A 25248-nucleotide genomic window follows, 5' to 3' on the forward strand; every position below is an offset into this window, starting at 1 on the left:
GTGTGCGAGAACACAGATTCCAGATGCACCACTACCGTGGCTGCGCGGGGGACCCGCTTATGAGCTGGCGGTGTGAGCCGCTTTCTTTGCTTATCTTTCTTTGCGGCGGCAAAGAAAGTAAGTGCCGCCCCGCACAGGGGCAACGCTAATAAACCAAAAGCAAATCAAGGAAAGGCCAAAGAAAAAGCCAGACCAAGGAAAGACCAACACCACAAGCACACAGACAACAAGCACAGCAAAAGCAAAAAGCAAAAAACCAAAACCCACCCGCCGCCAGGCGCCCCCCGCCCAAATGGGCAAAAACCAGAGATAGCCCTCAATAACCCTTCTTTTCGACCCATCGCGCCGCAGGCAAATCAACAACAATCACCCTCACCAGCAATAAAGGCAAGCAAAGCAAACCTCATGGCAACCACGACCGCAAACCAGCAAGCCGTGCCCGCTTCCCCGGGCCCCTTGAAGCGCATCATCCTGATCGTCCTCATCGCGATCATCGCCGCAGGCGCTGCCGGCGCGGGTGTGTGGTTCTTCATGTCCAAACGCGCCCCGGCGCCGGCGTCAGCGGATACCGTCAGCGCACCCGCGCCGCTCGCCGTGCCGCTGTTCTTCCCGCTCGAATCAATGACCGTCAACCTGCAATCGGACGACGGTCAGCAACACTTCCTGCGTATCGGCCTGACGCTCAAGCTCAACGACGCGAAAACCCAGCAGGAACTCACCGACCATATGCCGGAAGTGCGCAGCCGCATCCTCCTCGCCCTGTCGAACAAGCATCCGGAAGACCTCGCGCCGCTCGAAGGCAAACGCGCGCTGGCCACCGAACTCCGGACGCTGATCGAAGAGCCGACGGACAAGGGCGCCGCACCGATCCGCGTCCAGGACGTGCTCTTCACCGAATTCGTCGTGCAGTGAGTCTCCTTCACGCCGCCATCATCAACCGCCGGACGCACGAGGAATAAGGAATGGGCCACGAAGAGTTCATGTCCCAGGAGGAGGTCGATGCCCTCCTCAAGGGCGTCACCGGCGAGTCCGACTCGGAAACCGAGCAGACCGACCGTGCGGGCGTACGCCCGTACAACATCGCGACGCAGGAACGCATCGTCCGCGGCCGGATGCCCGGCCTCGAAATCATCAACGACCGCTTCGCGCGCCTGTTGCGCGTCGGTATCTTCAACTTCATGCGGCGTTCGGCGGAAATCTCCGTCGGGCCGGTGAAGGTGGTGAAGTACAGCGAGTTCACCCGCAACCTGCCGATCCCGACCAACCTGAATCTGGTCCACGTCAAGCCGTTGCGCGGCACGTCGCTGTTCGTGTTCGACCCGAATCTGGTGTTCTTCGTGGTCGACAACCTGTTCGGCGGCGACGGGCGCTTCCATACCCGCGTCGAAGGCCGCGATTTCACGGCAACCGAGCAGCGCATCATCATGAAGCTGCTCAATCTCACGTTCGAGCACTACGCGGCGTCGTGGAAAAGCGTGCGCCCGCTGCAGTTCGAATTCGTGCGCTCGGAAATGCACACGCAGTTCGCCAACGTGGCGACGCCGAACGAAATCGTCATCGTCACGCAGTTCTCGATCGAGTTCGGCACGACGGGCGGCACGCTGCACATCTGCATGCCGTATTCGATGATCGAACCGATCCGCGACATTCTGTCGTCGCCGATCCAGGGCGAGGCGCTGGAAGTCGACCGCCGCTGGGTGCGCGTGCTGTCGCAACAGGTGCAGGCAGCCGAAGTGGAACTGACCGCCGACCTCGCGCAGGTGCCGGTCACGTTCGAACAGATCCTGAACATGCGCAAAGGCGATGTTCTGCCGATCAACATCCCCGAACACATCACGGCGAAAGTCGATGGCGTGCCGGTGATGGAATGCGGCTACGGAATTTTCAATGGTCAGTACGCGTTGCGGGTCCAGAAAATGATCAGCGCAGCCGACACGATGAAGGAAGGTGGATATGAGTGACCTGAACGCAAAGACTGAGGCCGAACTGGCCGCCGGCGAGGCGCAACTGGCCGCCGACGCAGCCAGCGCCGAAGACGACGCGGCGATGGCCGACTGGGCCAGCGCGCTGGCCGAGCAGAACGACAACACGGAAGTCAGCGCGACCACCGCCGGTGTGTTCCAGCCGCTCTCGAAGGTCGAGCCGACCTCGACGCGCAACGACATCGACATGATCCTGGACATTCCCGTTCAGATGACCGTCGAACTCGGCCGCACCAAGATCGCGATCCGCAACCTGCTGCAACTGGCGCAAGGCTCGGTCGTGGAACTCGACGGCATGGCGGGTGAACCGATGGACGTGCTGGTCAACGGCTGCCTGATCGCCCAGGGCGAAGTGGTGGTCGTGAACGACAAGTTCGGTATCCGTTTGACGGACATCATCACGCCGTCCGAACGCATCCGGAAGCTCAATCGATGAAACGCGTTGCCGGTCGCGCCATGCTGCATGCGTCGCGCCAGGTCTTCAATCGCGCTGTGCCCGCAGCTTCGACAGCCGCGAGCGCAACGGCAACGGCATCAGCGGCCACCCGGGCATGGGCGTCGGCGCTTGCCGCCGTCGCGGCCTTCGCATCATCGGCCGCGCACGCAGCCGACATGAACGCGGTCAACAACGCCGCGAACATCGCGTCGGGTGTCGGTGCCGGCACGGCCGTTCCGGCGCTCGGCGTGGGCGCGGTGCTGCAGACCATCGTCGGCTTGCTGGTGGTGATCGGTCTGGTATTCGCCTGTGCATGGCTCGCGCGCCGCTTCGGCTTGCAGCCGGCCAATCGCGGCGGCCTCGTGAAGACGATCGGCGGCGCCTCGCTCGGCGGCAAGGAGCGCGTCGCTGTGGTGGAGATCGGCGACACGTGGCTCGTGCTCGGCACGGCGCCCGGCAATGTGCGTCTGCTGCACACGATGCCCGCGGGCTCTGCCGCGCTCGATCCGGTCGCGGGTACGCCACCGGTCACATCAGGTAAGGACACGGCGTTGCCCGGCACTTTCGGCCAACGCTTTCGCGACGCTTTACGAGGCGAAGTAGGCAAACGTTTCAGTGGGCAAGGCAACGGGGATCGGTAATGCAGTTCAGTCTTCACTCAGCGCGACCCGTGCAGGCGGACCGCCAGGCACACGCCACTCGCATGTCTTGCGCCGCCTCGAAAGTCATTGCCGTTCTGCGCCGCGTCGCACCGGTCGTGCTGCCGGCGCTGATGCTCGCGCTGCCGACGCTGTCGTTCGCGCAAACCGCCGGCTTGCCGGCCTTCAATACGAGCCCGGGCCCCAACGGCGGCACGACCTACTCGCTGAGCGTGCAGACGATGCTGCTGCTCACGATGCTGTCGTTCCTGCCGGCGATGGTGCTGATGATGACGAGCTTCACGCGCATCATCATCGTGCTGTCGCTGCTGCGTCAGGCACTCGGCACCACCACTACGCCGCCGAACCAGGTGCTGGTCGGTCTCGCGCTGTTCCTCACGCTGTTCGTGATGTCGCCGGTGCTCGACAAAGCCTATAACGACGGCTACAAACCCTTCTCCGAAGGCTCGATGCCGATGGAGACCGCCGTCAACCGCGGTCTCGCGCCGTTCAAGACATTCATGCTGCGCCAGACCCGCGAAAGCGATCTCGCGTTGTTCGCCCGCATCTCGCACGCAGCGCCCATGCAGGGTCCGGAAGACGTGCCGCTGTCGCTGCTGGTGCCCTCGTTCGTGACGAGCGAACTGAAAACGGGCTTCCAGATCGGCTTCACGATTTTCATCCCGTTCCTGATCATCGACATGGTGGTGGCAAGCGTGTTGATGTCGATGGGGATGATGATGGTGTCGCCCGCCACCATCTCGCTGCCGTTCAAGCTGATGTTGTTCGTGCTGGTCGACGGTTGGCAATTGCTGCTCGGCTCGCTCGCGCAGAGCTTTGTTTAGCCGGCTCGCCGGGTTGCGCCGCCTGATGGCGTCATCTGGTTACGTCAGTCGGTTATGTCACTCGGTTATGTCACTCGGTTACGTCACTCGGTTACGTCACTTAACCCTTACGTTCGCGCATTGAAAACGCCATGAATCAAGAATCCGTCATGACGCTCGCGCACCAGGCCATGTATGTCGGCCTGCTGCTTGCCGCGCCGTTGCTGCTGGTCGCGCTGGTGGTCGGTCTGGTGGTGAGCCTGTTCCAGGCCGCCACGCAGATCAACGAAACCACGCTGTCGTTCATTCCGAAGCTGCTCGCGATCGCGATCACGATGGTGATCGCCGGCCCGTGGATGTTGACCACCATGCTCGACTACCTGCGCCAGACGCTCACCAACATCCCTTCGCTGGTCAACTGAGCGCGGCCCTGGCCTTCGCCCGGCGCCTGCCTTCTCCCCCACCGCCATGTTTTCCGTCACCTACGCCCAACTGAACACCTGGCTCACGGCGTTCCTGTGGCCGTTCGTGCGGATTCTCGCGCTGGTGGCAACCGCGCCGATACTCGGCCACCGCTCGCTGCCGACGCGCGTGAAAATCGGCCTCGCAGCCTTCATCACGATCATCGTCGCGCCCACGCTCGGCGCGCTGCCCCAGGCCACGGTGTTTTCCGCCGAAGGCGTGTGGATCATCGTCAACCAGTTCCTGATCGGCATTGCGCTCGGCATGACGATGCAGATCGTGTTTCAGGCGATCAGCGCCACCGGTGATTTCGTCGGACTCGGCATGGGCCTCGGCTTCGCGACATTCTTCGACGCACAGGCGAGCAGTTCGAGCCAGGTGCTCTCGAGCTACATGAACACCATCGCCATGCTCGTGTTTCTGGTGATCGACGGTCATCTGCAGATGATCGGCGCGCTGCTGGCCACTTTCCAGTCCGTGCCGGTGTCGGCGAACATTCTGGGCGCCACCGGCTGGCGCACTCTGGCGAATTTCGGCAGCACGGTTTTTTCGGCGGGACTGCTGCTCTCGCTGCCAGTGGTCGTCGCACTGCTGATCACCAACCTCGCGCTCGGCATCCTGAACCGCGCCGCGCCGCAGATCGGCGTGTTCCAGATCGGCTTTCCGCTGACGATGCTGATCGGCATGCTGCTTCTGCAGTTGATGATCCCGAACATGATTCCGTTCTTCATGCGCCTCTTCGACGTCGGCATCGATCAGATGGGACGGGTGGCAGCCGGGTTGAGGTAAACCTGGCAAACAGAAAACAGAAAGGGCGGAACCGGCTCACACCGGCTTCCGCCCTTTCCTGTTTCAGACTACCGCGCCGTTCAGTTCAGGTACTGGAACAGCGACACGCTCTGAATCTTCACGAACGCCTGCTGCGCCGCCTGCAGCGCATTTTGCGTCATCGTGTACTGGCCGATCGTCTTGACCATGTCCGTCTGGGTCAGATCCGCCAGGTTGCTCGCCGTCTGCAAGGTGTTGGTCTGCGTGACCGTCTGCAATGCCTGCACCTCCTGCTCGCGGCCGCCCACCGCCGCTTGTGCCGTCACAACGTTGTTCATGGTGTTTTCGAGCTGGGTCATGCTGGTGGTCAGTGCGCTCTGGTAGCTGGCCGTCGAGGCGCCGCCCGACACCGGCGTTTGCAATGTGGTGATCAACTGGCTCAGGTTGGCAAACACATCCGTGCTGCCTTGCGTGGCCGGAGTCACCGTGAAGCTGTCGCCCGCGTTCGGCGCGCCGGTGATGTTCACCGTCTGGCCGCCGAGCGTGATCGCCGAGCCGGCCGTGAACGGTTGCGGTCCACCCGTGGTTACCGTTCCGGACGGCGTGGTCTGGGTCACCGTGTAGGTGGTCGCCGACGTGAACGAAATGCTGAACTTGTTCGCATTGGCCGGGTTGGTCGGGTTGGTCATGCTGACGGTGCTGATCACGCCCGTACCTGTGTTGCCGGTCGTCGCGGCCGGCACCGAGCTGGTTCCGATCGCGGCCACACTGTTGAAGATCGCGATCCCGTTGTCACCGGTCTGAATGGTGTGCGACGGCGTGATCTGCATGGCGGGCGTGCCGGTGTCGCCCGAATAGGTCACCGCGCCGGCCGAGTTGGTGGTGTACGGCTGTGCGGTGCTTTGATAACCGCCGAACAAGGCGTTGCCTTGCGGATCGGTCGCGTTGGCAAGCGTCATCAACTGGCTGCGCAAGCTTTGCAATTGAGTCGCGATCGAACCGCGATCGCCGTCGTTCAGCGAACCATCGCCGGCGCGCAGCACCAGTGTGTGAATGCTCTGCAAGACCGTATTCACGCTGCCGAGCGTCGAATCTTCCTGTTGCAGCGAAGCGAGCGCCACATTCTGGTTGGTCGTGTACTGCGCGAGGCTCGTCGCCGTCGAACTCAACTGCACCGCCTGCGCGGCGCCGAGGGGATTGTCCGACGGCGTGGAGAGGCTCACGCCACTCGAGATCTGTGCGTACAGTTGCGACAGCTGAGCTTGCTGATTGCTCATCGTCGTAACGTTCATGTTGAAGTACTGCATGCTGGAGATACGCATGTTCAACGCCTCACTGGAATATGCCGAGTAGCGTCTGGAACAGGGTCTGCGCGGTCTGGATGACCTTGCTGTTCGCCTGATACAGCTGCTGATACTGAAGCAGGTTGGCTGCTTCTTCGTTGATGTTCACGCCCGAGACCGACTGCTGCGCGGTGGTGATCTGCGTCACCAGCGCGGCCTGCGCCGTGCTCGAGGTCTGAATCTGGTTGGTCTGGTTGCCGATCTGGTTGACGTAGTTCGCATACGCGCCCGTCAGCGTGACCGTGCCGCCCGCCATGGCCTTCGCGTTCGACAGGTTCGACAGCGCCAGCGCATTGCGGCCGTCGTTGCTCGCGCCGGTGTTCGGGCCGATGGTGAACGTGTCGCCGTTCGCCGGCGCGCCGCTGATCGTCACCGACACGCCGTTCATGTTGCCGGCCGTCGCGTTGTTGATCGTCAACGTCGCACCGGTGGCCGACGAATACGGTATGACAGGCGTCGTGGTGGTGTTGTAAGTGGTGGTGGTCGGCGGTGTGCCGGCCGTCACCGTGACCGTCGAGCCGGCCGGGAAACCGGTCAGGCCGGTGCCGTTGTACGACAGCGTGGTGGTCGCGTTCGGCATCGTGTAGCCGGCCGTCACCGTGCCTTGCGTGATCGTGCCGGTGCCGGTGTTGCTCGCCGTTGCGGAGCCGAGCACCGGTGCGGCGGCGGCGATCGCCGACGGGTCCGTGACCGCCGTGTTGAAGCTGTTCAGCGCGCCGCGGGTCGGTTCGACCGTGAACGAGTCGCCGGCCTTCATCGTGCCGGTGGTCGAGAAATTCAGGCCGTTGATCGGCTGGCTCAGACTGGTCGCCGAACCCACCACATTGCCGGTCGAATTGTCGGTCAGCGTATAGGTGCTGCCGTTGAAGGCCAGCGTGTAATCGCCAGTAGTCGGCTGCGCGGGATTCGCGAACGAGACGTTCAGTTGCGCGTTGCCGGTATTCTGCGTGTTCGCGTAGACGGTCGGGCCGCCCACCGAGAACAGCGCGCCGCCCTGGGCGCCGGAGAGCGTAATGCCGAGGCTGTTCTGCGCGTTGACTTGCGATGCGAAGCTCACCGCAATCGCGCCAAGTTGCGCTTCGGCCGGATCGAGCGTCTGGCTGCGGAACGCGAGCAGACCGCCCAGCGTACCGCCGGTGACTTTGCTGTCGGGCAGGTTTTGCGGCGCGGCGGCCGGGTTAGCGCCAGCCTGGCCGAGATACTGCACCGACAATTCGCTGGTATCGCCCGTCGAAGGTGCGGTGCCCAGGTTGTAGCTGTTGGTGGACGACACCAGCGGCTGGCCGTTGCTCATGAACACGCTATAGCTGCCGTTGCTGTTCACGACGTTCACGCCGATCAGTTGCGACAGGTTCGACACGGCGAGATCGCGCTGATCCATCAACTGGTTCGGCGGCTGCCCTTGCGTGCTGGCCTGGGAAATCTGACCGTTCAGTTGCGCGATCTGCTGCGTGTAGCTGTTGATCTGCGAAACGGTGTTGCTGAGCTGGGTGTTGACGCTCTGGCGCAGCGCATCGTATTGCTGGCCGGCGGCATTGATCTGGTTCACGAGCGTCTGCGCGCCGCTCATCGCGGTCTGGCGGGTGGCCAGACTGGAGGCGTTGTTCGAGACGTTCTGCAGACCCGTGAAATAGCTGGTGATCGCGCTCGCAATACCGGCGGTCGGACTGCCCACCAGATTGTTCAGCTGCGAGATCAGCGTGTTGTAGGTCGACAGCGAGCTGCCCGAGCTCTGCGCGTTGTTCAGCTGGGTGGTCAGATACTGGCTGTACTGACGCGTCACGGTGACGGTCGAGACACCTTGCGGCAGATAGCCGGAACCCGTGTACTGGCCGGCGCTTTCCGCGTAGACCGGGGTTTCGATCGTGTAGCCCGGCGTCGACGCATTGCTGATGTTCTGGCCGGTCGTCGTAAGTCCCCACTGGGCTGCGTTCAGTCCACTGAGTCCGAGATTGATGAGGTTGCTCGACATGCGTCATCCTGAAGGGCGACACCGACCGCTTGCCGCCGCGTTACTTGAACATCCTGTTTAACGGCCCTCGCGAAGAAAAATTGAGGGCCGTCCCGCATCAGCGCACCAATGAACGGCGCTTCATTTCGAGTTGCGTGATCAGACGTTGCAGCGTGTTTTCGGCGCTGCCAGGCAGCGTCATGAAACGGAAACCAAGTTGGTAGCGCTGGGTGCCGTTCGGCAACGCGGTGGAACGGTGCGACACCAGTTGCAGATCGAGCGAAAGCCGGCCGAACGAACCGAGCGACAGTTCGCAATCCTGCAGCCGCACGCCCATCGGCAATTCGGCCACCCGCTCATCGGCGGTGCGCATGCCGACGCCGCCGAGCGACAGGTCGTGAACCTCGAAACGGAACGTGTCGCCTTCGGGCAAACGGCCACTGCACACGTACGGATCGAGAATCGGCGCATCGACGCGGAAATACTCGCGGCGCTGCACGTAGAACAGCACTTCGGGGAAGTCGGCCTCGAACGCGGGCAGTCCTTCGTAGCGGGTTTCGCGCGGCGTGGCGGTCGAAAACTCGACACGCACGCCGTCGGGCGATGCATGAAACTGGCAGCGCGACGCGGCCAGCAGGCCTTTGTTCTGCTCGGAGAGCGCGCCCCAATCGAAAGTGAAGGTGCGCCCGCGCACGTCGACCTCGAGCAGGCGCGTCACGAGTTGGCCGCCCGCATACTCGACGGTAAGGAAATCGCCCCGATTGACGAGGTTGCGTAACTGAACGCCGATCTCCAGCGGATTGCGGCGGCCGAAATCGGGGGTGCTGTCGTCTAGCTGGGCGTGCGACTGGCCGGGTGCGTCGGTCTGGCCGTGCGACTGGTTAGTATCCATGGGCTTGCCGGTATGCATGTTCTTGCGGGCGCGTGCCAAGGCTCCTGCCGGGGCTTTCGCGCGGTCTTCGTCGAAGCCGCAGCACGCGCATTCAACCGGACATTACAACGCTTTCCGGTATCGGGTCTAACTGATTAGCGGCAGCATTCAGCCAAAATTTAGGGCGTGTAATGAAATATTTGCCACAAACCTTAGAACGCCGATATTCGATCAGCTGAATCCGGGTGCATCGAAACCAGTCTGCAATCAGCGGTACTCATTGGCAATTGCGTCGCTTATGCGGGTGGACCGGCCGCCCACAGGCGGCCGGCCTCGTCCGTCTTGTTATGCACCTGGCCCCGTCGCGTGCATACTTTATTCGAGAAAATCAGACTGCATGAACTGATTGGCTGCGCAATCCAGTGCAACCGCCCCTCCGCGCTCCTGTATTAACAGCAGCTCAGCCCATTTTCTGCATGATGGACATCAGTTTCTTCGCGTAATGCGGATCCGTTGCGTAACCCGCGCGCTGCATGCCATTTGCAAAGCCATTTACATCATGCGCGGAATTGATCACCTGCGCGTAACGCGGATTGCCCTTGAGCAGTCCCACGTAGTCGGACATCGCTTCCTGATACGAGTCGTACGCACGGAATTTTTCAACCGTGCGCTGCGGCTTGCCGTTCACGTACTCGGTCGTGACCGTCGAGACGGTCTTGCCGGTCCAGTCCTTGGTCGCCTTGATGCCGAACACGTTGTGGCTGGTCGAACCGTCCGACTTCTTGATCTCGCTCTTGCCCCAGCCCGATTCGAGCGCGGCCTGGCCGATGATAAAGCGTGCCGGAATACCGGTCGCGGCACTGGCGGCTTGCGCCGGCGCGGCCAGCTTGTCGACGAAGGCATCGACCTTCGGCGAGCTGCCGTCACCCTTGAGCGGCGGCGTCAGCGCGCTGTTGGCCGAGTAGCCCTTGCCCATCGCCAGCTGGCCGTTGGCCTGCGCGTTGCCGTAGGCCTTGGCGAGCGCGTTCAGCGCCGCGGTCTGGCCTTCGTCGCCGCCGCCGCCCAGCGAATTCGCCATGCCGGCAAGACCGCCGCCTGCGCCGCTGTCACCCGTCTGCATGCCCTGATTGCGCATCATCTGCTTGAGCATCGCGTCAGCCACGCCGATGCCCTTTTGCGACAGCTGTTGCGACAACTGCTGATCCATCATCGAGGTGAAGGTGGCGCTGTCGTGCGAATCGAACGGACCGTCTTGCGGCGTCGCATCGCGCATACTCTTCAACATCATCTGCGTGAACACCGCGTCGAACTGCTGCGCGGCCATCTTCATGCCGGCCTGCGGTGAAGCCTTGGCCTGCGCGCTCAATTTGCCGAAGCCCTGCACGTCGAGCGCGAAGCGCTGGGTCAGGTCGTTCGCCATATTGGCGGAGTTAGTCGTATCCGAATTCATCCCGTGTCTTCCTTAGATGATTTCAAGGTCGGCGCGCAAAGCGCCCGCCGCTTTCATGGCCTGCAGGATCGACATCAGATCCGCGGGCGTCGCACCGAGTGCGTTGAGCGCCTTCACCACTTCGGCGAGATTGGCGCCGGCGGTCACCATCTTGAGGGCGCCGTTGTCCTGCTTCATCTGAATCTGCGACTGCTTGGCCACTACCGTCTGGCCATTCGAGAACGCGCCCGGCTGGCTCACCACCGGCTGCGTATTGATCACCACCGACAGATTGCCGTGCGCCACCGCGCAGTTCTGCAGCGTGACCATCTGGTTCATCACGATCGAGCCAGTGCGCGCGTTCAGGATCACCTTCGCGGCGGCTTGCGCCGGCTTGACGTCGAGGTTCTGCAATTGCGCCATGAAGGCGACCTGCTGCTCCGGATCGGACGGCGCGCGCAGTTGGATCGTACGACCGTCGAGCGCGGTTGCCGTGCCGCTGCCGAATGCATTGTTCACCGCGGCCACGATGCGTTGCGTGGTGTCGTAGTCCATGTCGTTCAGGTCGAGCTGCATCGTGCCCGCTTGCGATACCGAGGTCGGCACCGCGCGCTCGACGATCGCCCCGCCGGCAATGCGGCCCGCATTGAGCGTGTTGACCTGCACCTTGCTGCCGTTCGCGCTTGCGCCGGCGCCGCCGACCGCCAGATTGCCCTGGCCGAGCGCATACACCTGGCCGTCCGCGCCCTTCAACGGCGTGAGCAGCAGCGTGCCGCCGCGCAGACTCTTCGAATTACCGAGCGACGACACCGTCACGTCGATGGCTTCGCCCGGACGCGCGAACGGCGGCAACACGGCCGTTACCATCACCGCGGCGACGTTCTTCAACTGGATGTTCGACAGCGACGATTGCTGGTTGGTCGAACCCGCCGCCTGGTTGTTGATCGAGATGCCGAGGTTCGCCAGCATGTTGGCGAGCGTTTGCGTGGTGAACGGCGTCTGCGTGGTCTGGTCGCCCGTGCCGTCAAGACCGACGACGAGACCGTAGCCGATCAGCGGGTTGTCGCGCACGCCCTGAATCTGCACGAGGTCCTTCAGACGCTCGGCGTGCGCGGGCGTGGCGGCCGGCAGCGCGGCGCAGGCGAGCGCAACCAGAGCGAAAGCGCGGCCAAGGCGGGAAAAGACGGTACGCATGATCACCACGGCGACACGTTAAGGAAGAAGCGCTGCAACCAGCCCATATTCTCGGCTTCGTTGAGATAACCCTTCGCTGAGTATTCGATCTTCGCGTCGGCCACCTGGGTCGAGTACACGGCATTCAGGTTGGAAATCGTGTTCGGATTCACCACCCCGGAGAAGCGCACGAATTCATCGCCCTGGTTGATCAGCATCTGCTTCTCGCCGCTCACCATCAGATTGCCGTTCGGCAGCACGCCGGTCACCGTCACGGTGATCGTGCCGTTGAACGTATTCGATGCATTGGCGCCGCCGGTTCCGTTGAACACGTTCGCACCGGTGGCGCTGAGATTGGTCTTGCCGAACAGCCCGCCGAGGAAGCCTGCGGTCGGCACGTTGAAGTTGGTGCTCCCCGAGCGGTTCGCGTTGGCGCCCGAGGACTTCGTCGCGTTGACGTTTTCCTGAATCACGATCGTCAGGATGTCGCCCACATTGCGCGGCCGCTGGTCTTCGAACAAAGGCCGGCCCGCGTAGCCCGGGTTGTAGATCGAGCCAGGCGATTGCGCTTGCGGCGGCATCGGCGGCAGGGCCGTCATCGGCTGCTGCGTGATCGGCTGCTTCGGCACCAGACCGCAGCCGCCCAGCGTCGCGAGCAGCGTGAGCTGCACGAGTGCCTGAGCGGTGCGCGAATGAACCGGATGACGAGTGAAGTGCGACATCTTGATTACCGACTGTTAATTCCTGATCCCTAAGCCTTAAACCTGCATCTGGCTGAGGGTCTGCAGCATCTGGTCGGAAGTCGTCACGGCCTTGCTGTTGATTTCGTACGCGCGCTGCGTCTGGATCATGTTTACCAGTTCCTGCACCACGTTCACGTTCGATGCTTCCACGTAACCCTGGCTCAAGTTGCCGGCGCCGTTCAGGCCCGGTTGCGCGATGTTCGGCGCGCCCGACGAAGCCGTTTCCGCGAACAGGTTCTCACCCTTCGCATCCAGACCGGCCGGGTTGATGAAGGTGGCGAGCTGCATCGAGCCGAGCTGCTGGCTGTTGGTCGAGCCGGCCACGGTGATCGACACCACGCCGTCGCTGCCGATGGTCAGCGAGGTGGCGTTGCTCGGGATCGTGATGCCCGGAATCACCTGGTAGCCGCTCGAGGTGACGAGCTGGCCCTGGGCGTTGGTCTGGAACGAACCGTCACGCGTGTAGGCGGTCGTGCCGTCGGGCATCTGCACCTGGAAAAAGCCCTGGCCGTTGATGGCGATGTCTTTCGAGTTGCCGGTCTGCTGCAGGTTGCCCTGCGTGTACAGACGTTCGGTCGCGACCTGCTGCACACCCGTGCCGAGCTGGATGCCGGACGGCAGTTCGGTGTTCTGCGTCGAGTTCGCACCCGGCTGGCGGATGGTCTGATACAGCAGATCCTCGAACACCGCGCGCGAGCCCTTGAAACCGTTGGTGCTGACGTTCGCGAGGTTGTTCGAAATCACGTCCATCTGCGCCTGTTGCGCATTCATGCCGGTAGCGGCGATGTAGAGCGAGCGATTCACTATTCTTCTCCAAGGTGTCGGGACAATCCCGGAACTACCCGTTAGCTAAAGCTGAGCAGCTGGTTGGCGGACTGATCGTTCTTGTCCGCGTTTTCCAGCAACTTGGTCTGCATCTGGAACTGGCGCGCGTTGGTGATCATCGAGACCATCGCGGCGACCGGATTCACGTTGCTGCCTTCGAGCGAAGCCGGCGCCAGCGTGACGGCCGGATCGGCGTCGGCCGGATTGCCGTCGGCGGTGCGAAACAGACCGTCGTCGCCGCGCGTCATGGTTTGCGGATCCGGATTCACCAGCTTCAGCTGATCGACCGTCACCACCGCGGTCGGCGGATCGCCCGGCGTCAGCGCGGACACCGTGCCGTCCTTGCCGATGGTGATTTCCGCACCCGGCGGCACCGAGACCGGACCGCCGTTGCCGAGCACGGTCTGGTTCATGGCGTTCACCAGCTGGCCGTTCTCGTCGATATGCAGATTGCCGGCGCGCGTATAAGCCTCGTTGCCGTCGGCGGTTTGCACGGCCAGCCAGCCCGGACCCTGAATCGCCACGTCGAGCGGGTTGCCCGTCTGCTGGATCGGCCCCGGCGTATAGTCGGCGCCCGGCGTCGACGACAGCACGAAGGTGCGCGTGGTGTTGTCGTTGATCGAACTGCCGTCGCCGAACGCCATCGGCACGGCGCGGAAAGTTGCAAGCTGTGCGCGAAAGCCGGTGGTCGAGGCGTTCGCCAGGTTGTTGGCGACGATAGCCTGCTGTTCGAGCGCTTGCGTGCTGCCCGACATCGCGGTGTAGATCAGCCGATCCATGATGGGAGGTCCCGGTCGCTTACAGGTTGATCAGGGTCTGGTCGACGGTCTGCTGGGTCTTGATCGTCTGCGCGTTCGCTTGATAGTTGCGTTGCGCGGTGATCAGGTTCACCAGTTCGCTCGTCAGATCGACGTTCGAGTTTTCCAGCGCGCCGCCTTGCAGCACGCCGTGATTGGTCGAACCCGGCGCCGAAATCTGCGCGACGCCCGATTGCGAGGTCTGCTGAAACTCGTTGTTGCCGAGGTTCACGAGACCGTTCTGGTTCGAGAAGTTCGCGAGCACGATCTGGCCGAGCGCCGCGGTCTGCTGGTTCGAGTAGTTGCCGGTCAGCGTGCCGTCAGGGCCGATCGTGAAACTCGTCAGCGTGCCGGCTGCGTAGCCGTCGGGCTGCAGCGAGTTCACGCCGTCCTTGCCGCCGTACTGCGTCGTGCCGGCGATGTTCAGCGTCAGGTTCTGCGGCGTCGACGAGCCGTCGGTGGTCGGGATCGAGAAGGTGTACGCGAACGGCGTGGTGGTGGCCGTGAAGGTGGGCGGATTCGTGAGCGGGGTGTTGACCTGGGTCGTGCCGAGCAGCGTGCCCGACGAATTGAAGTTCGCCTGGCCCACCAGGTTTGCCGTGCCGGTCGAGGTGCCCGCGTACACGTTCCATGTGCCGGCCGAGGTCTTGGCGAAGTACATGTTGACGGTCTGCGAGCCGCCGAGCGAATCGTAGACCGTCGTGCTGGTCGAGTAGTTGTACGTCGTCGAGGTGTTCTGGTTGAACGCGATCGGCGTCGGCTTGATGGTGTAGCTATCGGTACCGGCGGCGGCCGGCGTGCCGTTGAACGTGATGGTCTGGCCGTTGCCGAGCGGGATCGCCGTACCCGCGGTGTACGTGCCGTTGGTCGACGTGCCGAGCGTGTTGTCCGTCACCGTATAGGTGGTCGGGGTCGGGAACGTGACGGTGTAGTTGTCGTTGTTCGTGCCCGAGGCCGTATTCGTGATGGTTGCGCCGGTGGTGGAGAGCGTGCCGGTGCTGCTGACGGTCGCCACGGCCGGCGTGCCGAGCATCAGCGGGTCCTGCGCGTTCAGGTTCAAACCGGCGACGATCTTCGTGGTCGCTTGCGGCGCGATGTTCGCGGTCGGCACGCTGAGCGGCACGGTTTGCGCGGTGTTGATGACGCCCGAGCTGTTCGCCGCGTAGCCCATCAGTTGCAGGCCTTGCGCGTTGGTGATGTAGCCGTTCTTGTCGAGCTGGAACACACCGTTGCGCGAGTACACCAGCGAGCCGTTGTTCGACAGCTGGAAAAAACCGTTGCCGTTGATCGCGACGTCGAGCGCCTGGTTGGTGCTGGTGATCGTGCCTTGCGAGAACTGTTGCTGCACTTCGGACAGCTGGGTGCCGATGCCGATCTGGTTGTTCACCGCGGTCGCCACCGAATTGGCGTACATGTCCGCGAACTGCGCAGCGCCGCTCTTGAACCCGGTCGTATTCGCGTTGGCAATGTTGTTGCCGATCACGTCGAGATCGCTCGACGCTGCGGACAAACCACTCAAACCTTGTTGGTAACCCATGACGGTCTCCGTATCTGGAAAGTCGTAACTGACTGAATCTGAATCAGAGGATGGCCGCGACGCTGCTCAAGCCCACGGTCGTGCCGTTCGACAGCACGAGGCCCGGCGTACCGCTGCTTTGCATGACGACGCTTTGCACCGTCGCGCCCGCGAGCGTGGTGGCCGTGGCTTGCTGACCGTTGATCGTGCCGACCGCGGTGATCGTGTAGCTCCCGTCAGGCAGCGTGTTGCCAGCCGAGTCGGTCGGCGTCCAGCCCACCGGAATCGTGCCGGCCGACTGCTTGCCGAGGTCGAGCGTGTTGACGATCGTGCCCGCCGAGTTCTTGATGACGATCTGCAGGTCGCCCACCGAATTGGCGAGCTGCACGCCGAACGAGCTGGCCTTGCCGCTCGCGACCGTCACGGAGTTGCCCGGGGCAAGCACGGTCGAGCCGATCAGCAGCGCAGCTTGCGACTGCTGGCCTGCCGACATCTGCGTGGCGAGCGAGGTGAGCGTCGTGTTCAACTGGCTGATACCCGACACCGTGTTGATCTGGGCCAGCTGCGACGTCATCTGCGAGCTGTCCATCGGATTGGTCGGATCCTGGTTCTTCAACTGCGCGACGAGCAGTTGCAAGAAGGTGTTCTGCAGATCGGTCGCCGAGGTGCCCGAGGTGCTGCCGGTCGAGCTGGTGGAACTGCTCGCGCTCTTCGTGCTCTTGGTGCTGCCGCTCGCGCTGTTCGTACCGTTCATGGTATCGAGCAGCGTTTGCGATACGGTCGGGCCGTTGTTGCCGATGGTGGTGGTCAAGGAACTCTCCTCAGGTGCCGATCGTGAGCGTTTTCAGCATCAGCGTCTTGGCGGTGTTCAGGGTCTCGACGTTGGCCTGGTACGAGCGCGAGGCCGAGATCATGTTGACCATCTCCTGTACCGGGTCGACGTTGGGCAGCGTGACGTAACCGTCCGAATTGGCGGCCGGGTTGCCCGGGTCGTACGCGGTCTTCATCGGCGTCGGGTCGTCGACCACGCCGGTGACCTGCACGCCGCCGATCTGCTGGCCCGAGGCCGTGCGCGAGCCGCCGATCGGGCTAACCGCGAACACCACCTGCTTGGCCTTGTACGGCTGGCCGTCCGGGCCCGTCGTGCTGTCCGCGTTGGCGAGGTTCGACGCCGTCACGTTGAGCCGCTGCGACTGCGCCGACATCGCGGAGCCCGCAACACCAAAAATATTCATCAAAGATGGCATGTTTCCTTCCCTCTCTTGCTCCGATTCCATGCGACGCAACTGCATGGTTCGAGCCGGCCTCAAGTTAAATCCCGTAGCGATTGTTCCTGCGTACTGCGTCTTCTTCTGCGACGTCTGCCGCGCTTGTCCGTTACTGCCTGTTACGAGCCCGACGTGATCGCTGCGAGCATCGTCTTGATCTGGCTCGACAGCACCGTCATGCCCGACTCGAAGTGCAACGTGTTGTCCGCGAACTGCACCCGCTCGGTATCGATATCGACCGTGTTGCCGTCGAGCGCGGGCTGCGTCGGAATGCGGTATTGCAGGTTGCCGTAGTCGTCGGGCGTGCCGCCGGTCGGCGTCAACGTCGCCTTGCCTGACATATGGCCCGGCGCGGTCGACACCATCGACATGCCGCTCGTCACGCCCGCGGGCTGCGCCATGGCAAGCGTCGAGTTGTTCGAAGCGCCCGTGCCGGCGCCGCCGCCCGCCTTCTTCAGCGCACCGGCGAGCGACGAAGCGAAGTCGACGTCGCGCGCCTTGTACCCGGGGGTATCGGCGTTGGCGATATTCGACGACAGCAGCTCCTGCCGGTAGGCGCGCACATCGAGCGCCTGGCGGCCAAAGGCAAATTCGGCATCGAGTTTGTCCAGCATAGAAATCTCCGGAGACGGTTCCCGAGGCTTCCCGGGCCTGCCTCGCATGAGACCTGCGTCGGCCGGGAAGACCTTTTTGCATGAGGTGCATCTTATGGGCCGAACGCAAGCGGCAATCGGACGAATAACCGGGAAAGGGGGCTTCTATTCGACGTTTGCGCAATGGGGGCGCTCTCTAGAATGCAATGCGTACCGATGCATTCGATGGAGAAACACGATGGACCAGCCGACCTTCGACCTGACGCACCGCGCAAGCTGCGCGGCGGCGCATCGCGGGAGTGCGGGCGCGGTCCGGCGTGTTGCCCGCCGCGCATCCCGCAGGACGTGCCGTCTGCTGGCTCGCCTTGCCGTGAACCTGGTGGTATGGGTCGCCGGCGGCATCGTGCTTCTGCCTGCTTCCACACAAGCTCAACAGGCTCAGGACGCCGGCGGCCCCATCGTGATTCCCGGCCCGGGTGAAAAGAATCCGGCCGCGCTCGCCGATCTGGCCGCGCAGATGCAGGCCGCGCCCGCGAAACGGGCAGGCTCCGCCGCGACGCTCGCCGCCGCTACCGCACAGTCGCTCGCGCCCGGCCCGGTTGCGCGCAACACCGATCAATTCACGCGAGCCGCCAACGCGAGCGGCTCGATCGTCATTCCGGGCGCGGGCGAACCGCCCGCCGCGCCGCAGATGATCCGCACCAGTTTCAAGCCCGACGCGAACGGCGTCGTGACGATTCCCGCACCGGGAAGCTCGTCCGGAAACGCGCTGGGACGCGCGACTGTGCCTGGGAATGGTGTCAACAGCGGTGTCAACGGCGGTGTCGGCGGCGCCAGCGGTGCCAACGGCGCCGGTATCGAAAGCGCAATCGGTAACGCGACGGCAGCGAGCGGCTTCGACAGCCTTGCGTCGCGTGGCGAGCCGCCTCAACTGGGTGCGAACGGCAAACCGATCGCGACCGCGGCAGTCGTATTGAAGCCCACGCCGACACCCGCTCCGATGCCGACACCGCCCGCCACGATCGCCCGCACGCCGTCGGCGCGCCAGGTGGCGCCGGCTGTCGCACAACAGGGTCTGCAACCCGCAGCGCTGGCGCAACCCGCGCCGCTCCCCGGCCAGCAAGACGCCGAGGCGATTCGCAGCGCCGCGCTCGCCTTCCTGCAACAGCAATCGGCAGGCTTGCCCGGCAAGGTCGAGATCACCGTCGCACCGGCCTTCCCGCGCGGGCTCACGGCCTGCACGACGCTCGAACCGTTCATGCCCAGCGGCGCGCGCCTGTGGGGCCGGATGACGGTCGGCGTGCGCTGCGCCGGCGAGCGGCCGTGGACCATCTATCTGCAAGCGCGCATTTCGCTGCGCGCCACCTACTATCTGGCCGCCCGCGCGATGGCACCGGGTGAAGTGTTCACAGCCGCCGACCTCGTCGCGCGCGACGGCGACCTGACCGGTCTGCCGCAGGCGATCGTCACGGACCCCTCGCAGGCGGTCGGCTCGGTGTCGCTCGTGCGCATCGCCGGCGGCATGCCGCTGCGCCGTGACATGATCAAAAGCGCGTCGGCGGTGTCGATCGGGCAAACGGTGCGGGTCGTCGCCGCGGGCGACGGTTTTGCGATCTCGTCCGAAGGCAGCGCGATGAACAATGCCTCGCCAGGCCAGCAGGTACGGGTGAAGACAGCTAACGGCCAGGTCATCTCCGGCATCGTCAAGGATGGCTCGACGGTGGAGGTTCAGTTGTGAAACAGCGCGGCGGCGAGTCCGATAGTCCGCACGCCGGCGCGGGTTCACGCGTGACGGCCCGGGCAGACGGCCCAGAGGCCGCGGCGGCCGGGCAATCCGTTGTGGGGCCGGATTATCCTGAAAGGAACGGTAAAACCTTGAGCGATTGCGCTAAAGTTTTGATCAGCGCTTGCCGTTATCAGAATCAAATCGTTCAGGAAGCCCATCGTGAAAGTCGATTCCACAACCAATTCGAATCTGCCGACGTTGAAAGACGCCGTGTCCCGCTCGCAGCAAAGCGACGCGACGAGCGCGAACAGCAACGCGCAGAGCGCGAGCACCAGCTCGCCGACCACTCCCAGCGGTTCGGGCGACGCCAGCGTCAGCCTGTCGGGTCTGTCGCAGCATCTGCGCAGTCTCGCGGCGTCCGGCTCGGCCGACATCGACACGGCGCACGTCGAGTCGATCAAGGCAGCCATCAAGGACGGCTCGCTGACGATCGATTCGAGCAAGATCGCCGACGGCGTGCTGAATACCGCGCGCGAACTGTTGCAAAGCAAAACCTCGTCGACCGGCAATTAATCGACGCATCGAAGTACGGTGAACGGCCGGGCGGCATTCGACAAATCCGGTTCGCGAATCATGCGCGAGCCGTCGTGTTCAGCGAGTTGTTGAGATGAAAGACGCCCTGCTTGCCACCCTCATCGAAGAATATTCGGCCGTCGAGGCATTCGCCTCAATTCTGACGCTCGAGACGAAGGCATTGACCGCCTTGTCGCCGCTGGAACTGCTGCCGCCGATCGTCGAGAAAAAAACCGAACTGATCGGCACGCTCGCCAAACTCGAAACCACGCGCGACGCGTTGCTCGCGGAAATGGGCTTTCCGGCCGGTTGGCCCGGTATGGAGCTCGCGGCGAGCGCCGACACGCGGATCGCCGACCAATGGGCGCTGCTGCAAAAAGCCGCCGAGCGGGCGCGGCGCTTCAATACGAACAACGGCGAACTGATCCGCGTGCGGATGGACTACAACCAGCGCGCGCTGACCGCGCTGCAGGTGGCCGTGCCGCAGAAGACCGGCTTCTATGGGCCGGATGGGCGGATTCCGGCTCAGTCAGCAATCTGAAAATTTCGTGGCCGCAGCGCATTTCGCACACTGACCTGGTTGCGTAGCGTGTTTCTGAACAAAAGGGCTCGTCTTTGACGAGCCCTTTTTGCTTTCCCCCTCCGCTCAGGGCGCCTAAGCCCTCCTCCCGCGCACGTTGGCCATCCGGCCAGGTAGCGCGCAATTCCCCGCCACGTTGAAATCACGGATTCCCCACTGAGGTTCTCCGCCGTCGCGCGCGGCTTTTCGATGCCGCGTCAGACGAGCAAAGCGGAGCGTTACTCACTAGCGAAGTTGTGTAATCGTGTGTATGATTCGAGAGGTGAAATATGAACAGTGCCGAGGTCGTCAAAGTAATTCAAGCGGATGGCTGGCGGTTGATCCGGATATCGGGCAGCCACCATCACTTCCGGCATACGGTAAAGGCCGGTCTCGTGACCATCCCGCATCCGAAAAAGGATCTTCCGCCCGGCACACTGAACAGCATCCTGAAACAGGCGGGTCTGAAATGAAAAACCTGATTTTCCCGATCGCAATCGAGCCTGGTGACACGCACCATGCGTTCGGCGTGGTGGTCCCCGACATCCCCGGTTGTCATTCGGCCGGCGATTCGCTGGAAGAAGCCTACGCGAACGCAAAAGAAGCCATCGAGGCGCATCTGGATACGCTGCTCGACGAGGGCTTGCCGATTCCCGAGCGGTTAACGCTGGACGAGCATCGGCGCAATCCGGACTACGCGGGTTTTACTTGGGGTTTTGTCGCCACGCGCAATATTCCGGCGCTGAAAAAAGCGGTGCGCATCAATATCTCGCTGCCCGAGGCGCTGGTTCACGATATCGACGCTTACGCCCAGGCGCGCGGCATGTCGCGCTCAGCGTTTCTCGCGCTGGCCGCCGAGCACGAGATGGCGGACGCGTAACTGAAGAGAAAACCGGGAAGAAAAGGCGGGCGTTGTGCGCGCCGCCGGTCAAACATCGAACCGTCAAACGCCCGTCGCCTCGGCATTCGCCCAGGCCATCTCGCGCAGGCGCGTACGCAAACGCGCCACGGCCTGGCTGTGCAACTGGCACACCCGCGACTCGCTGACTTCCATCACCGCGCCAATTTCTCGCAGGTTCATGCCGCGTTCGTAATACAGCGACATCAGCAGCTTTTCGCGCTCAGGCAAGCGGTCGATCGCCTCGATCAGCGCCGAGCGCAGGCTGTCGTCCAGCAGCGCCGACAGCGGGTCCGAATGATCGACACAGTAACGGTCGAGAAACGGCTCGTCGTCCGCGGAACGGTCGAAGTCTTCGTAATAGATGAGCTGGCTGCCGTGCAGATCCTGGAGCATCGACTGATACTCGTCGAGCGGCATCTGCAGATGCTCGGCGATCTCCGTTTCGCTCGCCGAGCGGCCCAGATTCTGTTCGACCTTGTGCACCGCGGATTCGACTTCGCGCGACGTGCGCCGCAAGCTGCGCGGCAACCAGTCGTTGCTGCGCAATTCGTCGAGCATCGCGCCGCGAATCCGCTGGCTGGCATACGTCTCGAACTGCGCGCCCTGGTCTTCCTTGTAGCGGCTCGCCGCATCCAGCAATCCGATCATGCCGGCCTGGATCAGGTCGTCGAGATCGACGCTCGCCGGCATCTTGGCGACGAGCTGCAAGCCGAGACGACGCACCAGCGGCGCGTACTTTGTCAGAACATCGGCTTGGGAGATCTTTCCCTGAGCGTTATACATCGTGCTCCCCTTGTCCTTGTGCCGCCGCTCAGGCGTGCTGCGCGGACGGTTGGTCGGCGTGTTGCGCCGCTGTAACTGTCGCAGGCGCCATCCACGGCGTTTGCGACGACATCGCTGGCCGCATCGGCCAGTACTGCAACTCGGCGGCGAGATGCCGGAAATCGCGCGCGGCCGGTGTCGATGGGAAGGCATCGACGACACACCGCGACAACTCCAGGGCTCGCGCCATCCGCGCATCGGCGGCAATGCAACCGGCGTCTTCCAGCGACACCGTCAGGTAGCGCCCTGCCACGCCGGCCAGGTTGACAAACGCGGTATGCGCGTCGTCAACGCTGTGTACGTGATTCACCAGCACGCGAAACTGCGCGGTGGCGTGGGCGTAGTGCAACCGTTTCATGCATGCATAGGCGTCGGTGATCGCCTGCGCGGCCACCCGCGTGACGATCATCAGGTCATGCGCCTGCATCGCGAGGGGTGACAGGTGGCCCTGCTCGTCGAGTTCCGCGTCGATCAGCACGATGTCGGCAGACCCGCGCAGCACGGCGCCCAACTGCGCGGCCGAGTGGCCTTCGCGGTTATGGCGCGAAGCAGCCAGCACCGAGAAGCCGAGTACGTGTTGTGCGGTGGCTTCGTCGAGCGTCATCTCGCCACGCATTACCGCCGCAAAATTGCCCGCGCCGCGCACGCCGCCGAGCATCGCGCTCACCGACTTGTCGCCGAGGCATTCGTCGACCACCAGCACGTCCTTGCCTTGCTGCGCGAGCGCCGCGGCGAGGTTCACCACAATGGTCGTGGAACCGACGCCGGCCGACCCACCCGTCACGGCAATCACACGCGAGCCGCTTTTCGCCAACAGGCGCCGCAATCCTTCGGCTTGATCCGAGATGAATTTATCCAAAGCGGACCTCGTGCAGTTCAGCCGTCGACCGGGCGGACAGCGCGGACAGCAGCGCCGGAATATCGTCGTCGTGCGGCACGAACGGCGAGTTGTCGCGCGGAATGCAGAACGTGCTCTTGATCAGGAATTTCTTGGTCGCGACGTACAGGTTTTCCGGCACCTTCTGGCCCGTCGACACGTAGTGCACCGGCAGCTTGTAGCGAATCACCGTATCGAGCACGCCACCCAGATTGGTGGCCTCGTCGAGCTTGGTCAGAATGCAGCCGGCGAGCGGCTGCTTGTCCGGTGCGCGCTGATAGGCCTGCACCACTTCGTTCAGGGTGTCGCCGTGGCTCGTCGCGTTGAGCAGCAGCAGACGCTGCACCGGCTGACCGGCGCGGCACAGCATGGCGATCTGGTCGGACACGAGGCGATCGCGCTGGCTCATGCCGATCGTATCGATCAGCACGATGTGCTTGTTGCGCAATTCGGCGAGCGCAAGTTGCAGATCGCCGCCGTCTTTCACCGCGTGAACCGAGACGCCGAGAATCTTGCCGAAGATGCGCAGTTGTTCGTGGCCGCCGATCCGGTAGCTGTCGGTGGTGAGGAGCGCCACCTTGCTCGCGCCGAAGCGCATCACGCAACGCGCGGCGAGCTTTGCCGTGGTCGTGGTCTTGCCGACGCCGGTCGGGCCCATCAGCGCGAACACGCCGCCGCGCTCCATCAGCGCGTCTTCGTCTTCCATCACCGGCAGGTTCGATTCGAGCACCGAACGCACCCACTCCATGCCGCCTTCCATGTTGTCGACGTCGTCGGGCAGGTTGTCGACCATCATCTGCACGAGTTGCGCGGAGAAGCCGGCGGCGAACAGGTGCTTGGTGAGTGCGGCGCGTGCCGGGCTGCGGCGTTGGCGATCGCCCCACAAGAGTCCGGCGAAGTGTTCTTCCATCATGCCGCGCATCGACGACAGTTCGTGCATCACGGTGTCGTTGACGACCTGCTCCATGCGCGCCTTGATCGCTTCGGCGACCGTAGCAGGCGTGCGGGTGTCGTCGCTGGCGGGCTGCTGGCCAAGTTTCTGGGCGGCACGGCGCGCGGCGAGTTGCTGGGCTTCACGAGCCCATTCGGGCGTGTCGGTGACTTCCGGCGCGCTCGGTTGCGAGGTGTAGTGCGGGGCGTGTTGTGAAGCCGGCTGTGAACCGGGTTCGACCGCGGCGCCGAGACCCTTGGCCATGGCGGCGGCCGGCGTCATCGCGGCGGGGCGCGCGCTGTACGCGCCTTGCTGCTGCTGTTCGGCCGCGATGCGGCGTGCGTGATCGATCAGCCAGGGATTCGATTCGGCCATGGTGCGCGGCGTATCGGCAGCAGGCGCTGCCGGCATGCCCGCGGCTTTGAGCAGATCCGCGCGGATGTCTTCGGTGAGACGCGTTACCGCGGCGCGGGCGCTGGGTTGCTCGACGCCGACCGGTTGCGATGCCGACGCTGCAGCGGGTGCGGCCGGTGCTGCTTTGGACGCGTTCGGCAGCGCGCCCTTCGGCGCAGCGGTGACAGCAGGCTTGGCAGCCGGGCCTGAAGCGTTCGCGCCGTTCGAGACGTTTGGCGTCATGTTCTCGGTACCCGCTTCCGGGCTTGCGCCGAACACGGACGAAAACACATCGGGCATGCCGCTCGCATACGGATTGGCGCGCGGCGCGGCGAGTGCGGGTTGCTGTCCAGTCGTGACGTTCGTCGGTGCGGCCAGCATTGCACCTGCGCTGCCGCGCGGCGCTTTCGGCGTGATGGCGGCGAGCTCGCTGTCGGCAAGCGCTACGATTTCGACGCTGCCGTCGTCCATCGTGCGGTTGGACAAAACGACGGCATCCGGGCCCAAGGCTTCGCGCACGAGACGCAGAGCATCGCGACTGGTAGCACCGACAAATTTACGAATGTTCAAGCTGGACCCCCGATGAGGTAAACGGACTTACGGACTAACGGACCGGCAACATACCGCTTCCCATTGAGATCATTATTGCGAAACCTGTCGAGCGACGATCGGTGGATAAAGACCGTGAAAGGTGGGCAATTCGGGCGATGGAAACGCGCTGCAATGCACGCGCCCAACGGTTTGAAACAGGCGCGAGGACGGCGTCCAGCGGGGTTTTCGCGGACGCAACATGACCTCCGGCCCCTGCTTGCGGCACGAGAACTCAGACGCCGGAATGAAAACCGGC

General features: G+C 63.6%; 27 protein-coding genes. 12 read left to right on the plus strand and 15 right to left on the minus strand.

Annotation, left to right across the window (positions count from 1 at the left end; all coding sequences use genetic code 11):
* Positions 1 to 405: 405 nt before the first annotated feature.
* The 7 genes from fliL (at position 406) to fliR (ending at position 5131) form a co-directional block, all read left to right on the plus strand.
* Complete coding sequence (gene fliL, locus BCY88_RS23145) at positions 406 to 912, plus strand: flagellar basal body-associated protein FliL (RefSeq protein WP_120346508.1); 507 nt, start codon at positions 406 to 408, stop codon at positions 910 to 912.
* Positions 913 to 962: 50 nt separating this feature from the next.
* Complete coding sequence (gene fliM / locus BCY88_RS23150) at positions 963 to 1961, plus strand: flagellar motor switch protein FliM (protein ID WP_028198523.1); 999 nt, start codon at positions 963 to 965, stop codon at positions 1959 to 1961.
* Positions 1954 to 2418 carry a flagellar motor switch protein FliN gene (gene fliN / locus BCY88_RS23155; RefSeq protein WP_120346509.1) on the plus strand — a complete coding sequence of 155 codons (465 nt, stop codon included), beginning with the start codon at positions 1954 to 1956 and terminating at the stop codon, positions 2416 to 2418. Before fliM ends, fliN begins: the two co-directional genes overlap by 8 nt.
* On the plus strand, positions 2415 to 3059 hold the full coding sequence (fliO, locus tag BCY88_RS23160; RefSeq protein ID WP_120346510.1) for a flagellar biosynthetic protein FliO: 645 nt from the start codon (positions 2415 to 2417) through the stop codon (positions 3057 to 3059). The genes fliN and fliO overlap by 4 nt, the downstream gene beginning before the upstream one ends.
* Positions 3059 to 3901, plus strand: coding sequence for a flagellar type III secretion system pore protein FliP (fliP, locus tag BCY88_RS23165; RefSeq protein ID WP_120346511.1), 843 nt, complete (start codon positions 3059 to 3061; stop codon positions 3899 to 3901). Before fliO ends, fliP begins: the two co-directional genes overlap by 1 nt.
* Before the next feature lie 131 nt (positions 3902 to 4032).
* Positions 4033 to 4302 (plus strand): flagellar biosynthesis protein FliQ, encoded by a 270-nt coding sequence (gene fliQ, locus BCY88_RS23170; protein WP_028198519.1) that lies wholly within the window; start codon positions 4033 to 4035, stop codon positions 4300 to 4302.
* A 46-nt stretch (positions 4303 to 4348) separates the two neighbouring features.
* Positions 4349 to 5131 carry a flagellar biosynthetic protein FliR gene (fliR, locus tag BCY88_RS23175; RefSeq protein WP_120346512.1) on the plus strand — a complete coding sequence of 261 codons (783 nt, stop codon included), beginning with the start codon at positions 4349 to 4351 and terminating at the stop codon, positions 5129 to 5131.
* 80 nt (positions 5132 to 5211) lie between these two features.
* Here fliR and flgL read toward each other — a convergent pair whose 3' ends face one another.
* The 12 genes from flgL to flgB form a co-directional block, all read right to left on the minus strand.
* Entirely contained in the window at positions 5212 to 6432 is a 1221-nt protein-coding gene (gene flgL / locus BCY88_RS23180; protein ID WP_120346513.1) for a flagellar hook-associated protein FlgL, read from the minus strand.
* A 10-nt stretch (positions 6433 to 6442) separates the two neighbouring features.
* Positions 6443 to 8425: a flagellar hook-associated protein FlgK gene (gene flgK / locus BCY88_RS23185; protein WP_120346514.1), complete on the minus strand. Its 1983-nt coding sequence runs from the start codon at positions 8423 to 8425 to the stop codon at positions 6443 to 6445.
* Positions 8426 to 8522: 97 nt separating this feature from the next.
* Positions 8523 to 9296 carry a flagellar brake protein gene (locus BCY88_RS23190; RefSeq protein ID WP_183081432.1) on the minus strand — a complete coding sequence of 258 codons (774 nt, stop codon included), beginning with the start codon at positions 9294 to 9296 and terminating at the stop codon, positions 8523 to 8525.
* A 439-nt stretch (positions 9297 to 9735) separates the two neighbouring features.
* Positions 9736 to 10725: a flagellar assembly peptidoglycan hydrolase FlgJ gene (flgJ, locus tag BCY88_RS23195; RefSeq protein ID WP_120346516.1), complete on the minus strand. Its 990-nt coding sequence runs from the start codon at positions 10723 to 10725 to the stop codon at positions 9736 to 9738.
* Positions 10726 to 10737: 12 nt separating this feature from the next.
* Positions 10738 to 11898: a flagellar basal body P-ring protein FlgI gene (locus BCY88_RS23200; RefSeq protein ID WP_120346517.1), complete on the minus strand. Its 1161-nt coding sequence runs from the start codon at positions 11896 to 11898 to the stop codon at positions 10738 to 10740.
* Between the two features lie 2 nt (positions 11899 to 11900).
* On the minus strand, positions 11901 to 12599 hold the full coding sequence (gene flgH, locus BCY88_RS23205) for a flagellar basal body L-ring protein FlgH (protein WP_028198512.1): 699 nt from the start codon (positions 12597 to 12599) through the stop codon (positions 11901 to 11903).
* Positions 12600 to 12635: 36 nt separating this feature from the next.
* Positions 12636 to 13424 (minus strand): flagellar basal-body rod protein FlgG, encoded by a 789-nt coding sequence (flgG, locus tag BCY88_RS23210; protein WP_028198511.1) that lies wholly within the window; start codon positions 13422 to 13424, stop codon positions 12636 to 12638.
* A 41-nt stretch (positions 13425 to 13465) separates the two neighbouring features.
* Positions 13466 to 14224 (minus strand): flagellar basal-body rod protein FlgF, encoded by a 759-nt coding sequence (flgF, locus tag BCY88_RS23215; RefSeq protein WP_120346518.1) that lies wholly within the window; start codon positions 14222 to 14224, stop codon positions 13466 to 13468.
* A gap of 19 nt (positions 14225 to 14243) precedes the next feature.
* Positions 14244 to 15779, minus strand: a complete 1536-nt coding sequence (locus BCY88_RS23220; protein WP_120346519.1) for a flagellar hook protein FlgE — start codon at positions 15777 to 15779, stop codon at positions 14244 to 14246.
* 43 nt (positions 15780 to 15822) lie between these two features.
* Positions 15823 to 16512: a flagellar hook assembly protein FlgD gene (locus BCY88_RS23225; RefSeq protein WP_259461493.1), complete on the minus strand. Its 690-nt coding sequence runs from the start codon at positions 16510 to 16512 to the stop codon at positions 15823 to 15825.
* 67 nt (positions 16513 to 16579) lie between these two features.
* The gene (gene flgC / locus BCY88_RS23230; RefSeq protein WP_074281879.1) at positions 16580 to 17005 is read right to left on the minus strand and encodes a flagellar basal body rod protein FlgC; all 426 of its coding nucleotides are present in this window, start codon (positions 17003 to 17005) and stop codon (positions 16580 to 16582) included.
* Positions 17006 to 17145: 140 nt separating this feature from the next.
* The gene (gene flgB / locus BCY88_RS23235; protein WP_120346521.1) at positions 17146 to 17640 is read right to left on the minus strand and encodes a flagellar basal body rod protein FlgB; all 495 of its coding nucleotides are present in this window, start codon (positions 17638 to 17640) and stop codon (positions 17146 to 17148) included.
* Positions 17641 to 17857: 217 nt separating this feature from the next.
* On the opposite strand from flgB, the gene flgA reads away from it, so the two are divergent.
* The 5 genes from flgA (at position 17858) to BCY88_RS23260 (ending at position 21357) form a co-directional block, all read left to right on the plus strand.
* Positions 17858 to 19357, plus strand: a complete 1500-nt coding sequence (flgA, locus tag BCY88_RS23240; RefSeq protein WP_120346522.1) for a flagellar basal body P-ring formation chaperone FlgA — start codon at positions 17858 to 17860, stop codon at positions 19355 to 19357.
* A 207-nt stretch (positions 19358 to 19564) separates the two neighbouring features.
* Entirely contained in the window at positions 19565 to 19918 is a 354-nt protein-coding gene (flgM, locus tag BCY88_RS23245; protein WP_120346523.1) for a flagellar biosynthesis anti-sigma factor FlgM, read from the plus strand.
* Positions 19919 to 20012: 94 nt separating this feature from the next.
* Positions 20013 to 20459, plus strand: a complete 447-nt coding sequence (locus BCY88_RS23250) for a flagella synthesis protein FlgN (protein ID WP_120346524.1) — start codon at positions 20013 to 20015, stop codon at positions 20457 to 20459.
* 308 nt (positions 20460 to 20767) lie between these two features.
* The gene (locus BCY88_RS23255; RefSeq protein ID WP_120346525.1) at positions 20768 to 20950 is read left to right on the plus strand and encodes a type II toxin-antitoxin system HicA family toxin; all 183 of its coding nucleotides are present in this window, start codon (positions 20768 to 20770) and stop codon (positions 20948 to 20950) included.
* Entirely contained in the window at positions 20947 to 21357 is a 411-nt protein-coding gene (locus BCY88_RS23260; RefSeq protein WP_120346526.1) for a type II toxin-antitoxin system HicB family antitoxin, read from the plus strand. Before BCY88_RS23255 ends, BCY88_RS23260 begins: the two co-directional genes overlap by 4 nt.
* A 63-nt stretch (positions 21358 to 21420) precedes the next feature.
* Here the strand turns inward: BCY88_RS23260 and BCY88_RS23265 are convergent, their stop codons facing one another.
* The 3 genes from BCY88_RS23265 to flhF are packed head-to-tail and all read right to left on the minus strand — an operon-like array spanning position 21421 to position 24971.
* Positions 21421 to 22161, minus strand: a complete 741-nt coding sequence (locus tag BCY88_RS23265) for an RNA polymerase sigma factor FliA (protein ID WP_120346527.1) — start codon at positions 22159 to 22161, stop codon at positions 21421 to 21423.
* A 28-nt stretch (positions 22162 to 22189) separates the two neighbouring features.
* On the minus strand, positions 22190 to 23059 hold the full coding sequence (locus BCY88_RS23270) for a MinD/ParA family ATP-binding protein (protein WP_120346528.1): 870 nt from the start codon (positions 23057 to 23059) through the stop codon (positions 22190 to 22192).
* Positions 23052 to 24971, minus strand: a complete 1920-nt coding sequence (gene flhF / locus BCY88_RS23275) for a flagellar biosynthesis GTPase FlhF (protein WP_120346529.1) — start codon at positions 24969 to 24971, stop codon at positions 23052 to 23054. Before flhF ends, BCY88_RS23270 begins: the two co-directional genes overlap by 8 nt.
* Between the last annotated feature and the right edge of the window lie 277 nt (positions 24972 to 25248).

Origin of the sequence: Paraburkholderia fungorum (assembly GCF_003610895.1) — a bacterium.
GTDB classification, from domain to species: domain Bacteria; phylum Pseudomonadota; class Gammaproteobacteria; order Burkholderiales; family Burkholderiaceae; genus Paraburkholderia; species Paraburkholderia fungorum_B.

Bases quoted from the DNA above. Each gene is read 5' to 3' on its own strand.
- fliL (WP_120346508.1), top strand. From the start codon at position 406: ATGGCAACCACGACCGCAAACCAGCAAGCCGTGCCCGCTTCCCCGGGC.
- fliM (WP_028198523.1), top strand. From the start codon at position 963: ATGGGCCACGAAGAGTTCATGTCCCAGGAGGAGGTCGATGCCCTCCTC.
- fliN (WP_120346509.1), top strand. From the start codon at position 1,954: ATGAGTGACCTGAACGCAAAGACTGAGGCCGAACTGGCCGCCGGCGAG.
- fliO (WP_120346510.1), top strand. From the start codon at position 2,415: ATGAAACGCGTTGCCGGTCGCGCCATGCTGCATGCGTCGCGCCAGGTC.
- fliP (WP_120346511.1), top strand. From the start codon at position 3,059: ATGCAGTTCAGTCTTCACTCAGCGCGACCCGTGCAGGCGGACCGCCAG.
- fliQ (WP_028198519.1), top strand. From the start codon at position 4,033: ATGAATCAAGAATCCGTCATGACGCTCGCGCACCAGGCCATGTATGTC.
- fliR (WP_120346512.1), top strand. From the start codon at position 4,349: ATGTTTTCCGTCACCTACGCCCAACTGAACACCTGGCTCACGGCGTTC.
- flgL (WP_120346513.1), bottom strand. From the start codon at position 6,432: ATGCGTATCTCCAGCATGCAGTACTTCAACATGAACGTTACGACGATG.
- flgK (WP_120346514.1), bottom strand. From the start codon at position 8,425: ATGTCGAGCAACCTCATCAATCTCGGACTCAGTGGACTGAACGCAGCC.
- BCY88_RS23190 (WP_183081432.1), bottom strand. From the start codon at position 9,296: ATGGATACTAACCAGTCGCACGGCCAGACCGACGCACCCGGCCAGTCG.
- flgJ (WP_120346516.1), bottom strand. From the start codon at position 10,725: ATGAATTCGGATACGACTAACTCCGCCAATATGGCGAACGACCTGACC.
- BCY88_RS23200 (WP_120346517.1), bottom strand. From the start codon at position 11,898: ATGCGTACCGTCTTTTCCCGCCTTGGCCGCGCTTTCGCTCTGGTTGCG.
- flgH (WP_028198512.1), bottom strand. From the start codon at position 12,599: ATGTCGCACTTCACTCGTCATCCGGTTCATTCGCGCACCGCTCAGGCA.
- flgF (WP_120346518.1), bottom strand. From the start codon at position 14,224: ATGGATCGGCTGATCTACACCGCGATGTCGGGCAGCACGCAAGCGCTC.
- BCY88_RS23220 (WP_120346519.1), bottom strand. From the start codon at position 15,779: ATGGGTTACCAACAAGGTTTGAGTGGTTTGTCCGCAGCGTCGAGCGAT.
- BCY88_RS23225 (WP_259461493.1), bottom strand. From the start codon at position 16,512: ATGAACGGTACGAACAGCGCGAGCGGCAGCACCAAGAGCACGAAGAGC.
- flgC (WP_074281879.1), bottom strand. From the start codon at position 17,005: ATGCCATCTTTGATGAATATTTTTGGTGTTGCGGGCTCCGCGATGTCG.
- flgB (WP_120346521.1), bottom strand. From the start codon at position 17,640: ATGCTGGACAAACTCGATGCCGAATTTGCCTTTGGCCGCCAGGCGCTC.
- flgA (WP_120346522.1), top strand. From the start codon at position 17,858: ATGGACCAGCCGACCTTCGACCTGACGCACCGCGCAAGCTGCGCGGCG.
- BCY88_RS23250 (WP_120346524.1), top strand. From the start codon at position 20,013: ATGAAAGACGCCCTGCTTGCCACCCTCATCGAAGAATATTCGGCCGTC.
- BCY88_RS23255 (WP_120346525.1), top strand. From the start codon at position 20,768: ATGAACAGTGCCGAGGTCGTCAAAGTAATTCAAGCGGATGGCTGGCGG.
- BCY88_RS23260 (WP_120346526.1), top strand. From the start codon at position 20,947: ATGAAAAACCTGATTTTCCCGATCGCAATCGAGCCTGGTGACACGCAC.
- BCY88_RS23265 (WP_120346527.1), bottom strand. From the start codon at position 22,161: ATGTATAACGCTCAGGGAAAGATCTCCCAAGCCGATGTTCTGACAAAG.